This window comes from Mycobacterium sp. (assembly GCF_035697385.1).
Classification (GTDB): domain Bacteria; phylum Actinomycetota; class Actinomycetes; order Mycobacteriales; family Mycobacteriaceae; genus Mycobacterium.
The window spans coordinates 1-4,154 of sequence record NZ_DASSCY010000052.1; the positions used below are offsets into that span (position 1 = coordinate 1).

The 4,154-nt window shown below is 64.7% G+C and carries 3 protein-coding genes; all 3 read left to right on the forward strand.

Features of this window, described 5'->3' with window-relative positions; genetic code table 11:
- Positions 1-556, forward strand: a 556-nt coding sequence (locus VFH65_RS04725) for a WS/DGAT domain-containing protein (RefSeq protein WP_353319993.1), incomplete at its 5' end; no start/stop codon positions are given.
- Complete coding sequence (locus VFH65_RS04730) at positions 553-2,232, forward strand: HAD-IB family hydrolase/lysophospholipid acyltransferase family protein (RefSeq protein WP_353319994.1); 1,680 nt, start codon at positions 553-555, stop codon at positions 2,230-2,232. The genes VFH65_RS04725 and VFH65_RS04730, both read left to right, overlap by 4 nt.
- Positions 2,229-4,154: glycerol-3-phosphate 1-O-acyltransferase (locus VFH65_RS04735; RefSeq protein ID WP_353319995.1), on the forward strand; the 1,926-nt coding region annotated here is incomplete at its 3' end. The genes VFH65_RS04730 and VFH65_RS04735, both read left to right, overlap by 4 nt.

A 4,154-nucleotide genomic window follows, 5' to 3' on the forward strand; every position in this document is an offset into this window, starting at 1 on the left:
CCCGGTCAACCTGCGATCGGAGGCCGACCCCGCAGGCGGCAACCGATTCGCCGGCGTCAATCTCGCAGCGCCGATCGGCCTGACCGATCCAGAAGTGCGCGTCAAGAACATCCGCTCCCAAATGACTCGCAAGCGTGAGGAGCGCGCCATCGACATGGTCGGAGCCATCGCGCCGGTGCTCAGCCTGCTTCCCGATGGCGTGCTCGAGTCGATGGCCGGATCGATCGTCAACTCCGATGTGCAGGCCAGCAACGTGCCGGTATACGCGGGCGACACGTTCATAGCCGGAGCGAAGATCTTGCGGCAGTACGGTATTGGCCCGTTACCGGGTGTGGCGATGATGGTGGTACTGATTTCCCGTGCGGGCTACTGCACGATCACCACACGCTATGACCGCGCCGCCATCATCGACTCCGATCTGTGGGCGCGCTGCCTGGTGTCCGGGTTCGACGAGGTGCTCGCCCTGGGTGGCGACGGTCGAGCGGCACCGGCATCGTTCACCATCGAGGCGGCGGAACCCACCCCAGTGTCACCGAATGGAAGTGCGGCGCAATGACTTCGGGCAACGGACAAGCTTCACGACAATCCAATCCGCGAACCATGCGGCTGCCGGGATCGGTCGCCGAGATCGAGGGCAGCCCGCCAGGACCTGAGATCGGTGCGTTCTTCGACCTCGACGGCACCCTCGTCGCCGGGTTCACCGGCGTGATCATGACGCAGGACCGGTTGCGTCGGCGCCAGATGTCCGTCGGCGAGTTCATCGGAATGGTGCAGGCCGGCCTCAACCATCAGCTCGGCCGGTCGGAGTTCGAAGACCTCATCGGCAAGGGCGCCCGAATGCTGCGCGGCAGCTCGCTCGACGATATCGACGAACTCGCCGAGCGGCTCTTCGTGCAGAAGATCGTCAGCCGCATCTATCCCGAGATGCGCGAGCTCGTGCGCGCTCACATGGCCCGCGGTCACACCGTCGTGCTCAGCTCCTCGGCGTTGACGGTGCAGGTGGAACCGGTTGCTCGCTTTCTAGGCATCGAGAACGTGTTGAGCAACAAGTTCGAGACCGACGACGACGGCAGGCTCACCGGTGAGGTGCTCACACCCATCATCTGGGGTCCCGGAAAGGCCAGGGCGGTACAGGCTTTCGCCGCCAAGAACGGTGTGGACCTCTCGAAGAGCTACTTCTACGCCGACGGGGACGAGGACGTCGCGCTGATGTACCTCGTCGGCAACCCGAGACCGACCAACCCGGCGGGCAAGCTCGCTGCGGTGGCCGCCAAACGCGGCTGGCCGGTGCTGCGATTCACCAGCCGCAGCGGAAGCAATCCGGTCTCGCAATTGCGAACGGTCGCGGGAATCGCCTCCATGGCACCGATTGCCGCCGGCGCGCTCGGTCTGGGGTTGCTGACCCGCAATAGGCGCACCGGCGTCAACTTCTTCACGTCGACCTTCGGCCGCACCTTGTTGACGCTCACCGGGATCAACCTCAACGTGCTCGGCAAGGAGAACTTGACCGCGCAGCGACCTGCCGTCTTCATCTTCAACCACCGCAACCAGGCCGATCCGATGATCGCCGGGACATTGGTCGAAACCAACTTCACCTCGGTCGGCAAGAAGGAACTGGAGAAGGACCCGATCGTCGGCACGATGGGCAAGATCATGGACGCGGCCTTCATCGACCGCGACGATCCGAAGAAGGCCGTCGAGGGACTGAAGAAGGTCGAAGAGCTGGCGCGCAAGGGTCTTTCCATCCTGATCGCGCCGGAGGGCACGCGGCTGGACACCACCGAGGTCGGCCCGTTCAAGAAGGGGCCGTTCCGCATCGCGATGTCGGCCGGAATTCCCATCGTGCCGATCGTGATTCGCAACGCCGAGGTCATCGCCGCGCGCGATTCGAGCACCTTCAACCCCGGCACCGTGGATGTCGTGGTGTATCCGCCTATCCCCATCGACGACTGGACGCAAGAGAACCTGGCCGACCGCATAGCCGAGGTGCGCCAGCTCTACCTCGACACGCTCGTGAACTGGCCGCACGACGAGCTGCCCACACCCGAGCTTTACAAGCGCAAGAAGGCCCCCGCCAAGAAAGCCCCAGCGAAGAAGGCCACCGCGAAGAAGGCCCCTGCGAACAAGGCCACTGTGAAGAAGGCGACTGCGAAGAAGGCGACGGCCAAGAAGGCCGAGAAAGCGACACCCCAAAGGGCGACGAAACAGGCTGGGGCGAAGGGCCGCCCGTGAAAGTCCCCGCCCACGAATTCGCAACGTTCACCACGACCGACGACGCGCTGGTCTTGGCGTCGGTGTCATCGCCTGCCGAACAGGAGCTGCTCAACGACTGGCTGGAACGCCAGCGCCGTGACCATCCCGACTCCAAGGTCGAGGTTCTGCGGTTGCCTGCAGACGACCCACCGCCAAGCGTGCTCGCCCAACTCGTGCAGGAACTGGAGGCCGACGAGGATCGGTCCGTCGTGCCCGTGCGGGTGTTCTGGGTACCCGGCGGCCTGCCCACGCGCTCAAAGGTGGTCGCGTTGCTGTCCGGGCGCGACACGTACCGGCCGCCGGAGATGTTGCAGCGTCGCATCCTGCGTAAAGATCCGTCTCGCGCTCGGGTTGTCGCCGGTGAGCCCGCGAAGGTGTCAGAACTTCGGCAGCAATGGGCGGACACGACGCTCGCCGAAAACCCGAGGGAATTCGCGCGGTTCGTCATCCGGCGCGCCATCTTGGCGATCGAACGCGTCGAGCTGCGCCTGCTCGGGCCGGAGTACAAGTCGCCGCGGCTGATCAAACCCGAACTGCTGGCGTCGGCACGCTTTCGCGAAGGCCTCGAACGGATTCCAGGCTCGTCGGTGGAGAAGGCCGGGGAGATGCTCGACGAGCTGTCCACCGGATGGAGCCGGTTTTCCGTCGACCTGATGCCTTCGTTGGGCCGCGCGATCTTCAGCCGAGGGTTCGATCCCAACATCGACTACGACCGCGCCGAGATCGAGGTGATGCGTCGCAACCTGGAAAACCACCCAGCGGTGCTGCTGTTCTCGCACCGGTCCTACCTCGACGGCGTGATCGTGCCGGTTGCGATGCAGGAGAACCGCTTACCGCCGGTGCACACCTTCGCGGGCATCAACTTGTCGTTCGGGTTCATGGGGCCGTTGATGCGCCACTCCGGCGTCATCTTCATCCGCCGCAAGCTCGACGATCCGCTGTACAAGTACGTGCTGCGGCAGTTCGTCGGTTACATCGTCCAGAAGCGGTTCAACCTCAGCTGGTCGATCGAGGGCACGCGCTCGCGCACCGGAAAGATGTTGCCGCCCAAGCTCGGTCTGCTCGCGTACGTCGCCGACGCGTATCTCGACGGCCGCAGTGACGACATCCTCCTGCAGGGGGTGTCGATCAGCTTCGACCAGTTGCACGAGACTGCCGAATACGCGGCATACGCGCGCGGCGGCGAGAAGACGCCAGAGGGCCTGTCGTGGATGTACAACTTCATCAAGGCTCAGGGCGAACGCAACTACGGCAAGATCTACGTCCGGTTCCCCGAAGCGGTCTCAATGCGCGAATACCTCGGTGAGCCGCACGGCCCGATGACCACCGACGACGCCGCCAAACGCCTTGCGCTGCAAAAGATGGCCTTCGAGGTGGCATGGCGGATCCTGCGAGTCACGCCCGTCAATGCGACGGCGCTGGTTTCGGCGCTGCTGCTGACCGCCCGTGGGGTCGCGCTCACCCTGGATCAGCTGCACCACACGCTGCAGGATTCGCTTGACTATCTGGAGCGCAAGCAGACTCCGATGACCAACAGCGCGTTGCGGCTGCGCACCACTGACGGTGTCCGCGCCGCGCTGGATGCGCTGTCGAACCGCCATCCCGTCACATGCGTCGGCGACGGGCGCGAGCCGGTCTGGCGGATCGCGCCGGAGGACGAGCACGAGGCGGCGTTCTACCGCAACACGCTCATCGATGCGTTCCTCGAGACCTCCATCGTCGAGTTGGCACTCGCGTACGCGGGACGCGCGGAAACCGATCGCCTGGAGGCGTTTTGGTCTCAGGCGATGCGCCTGCGCGATCTGTTGAAGTTCGACTTCTATTTCGCCGACTCCGCGGCGTTCCGCGAGCACCTGGCCGAAGAGATGTCGTGGCACGAGAATTGGGAGACGCACGTGGCC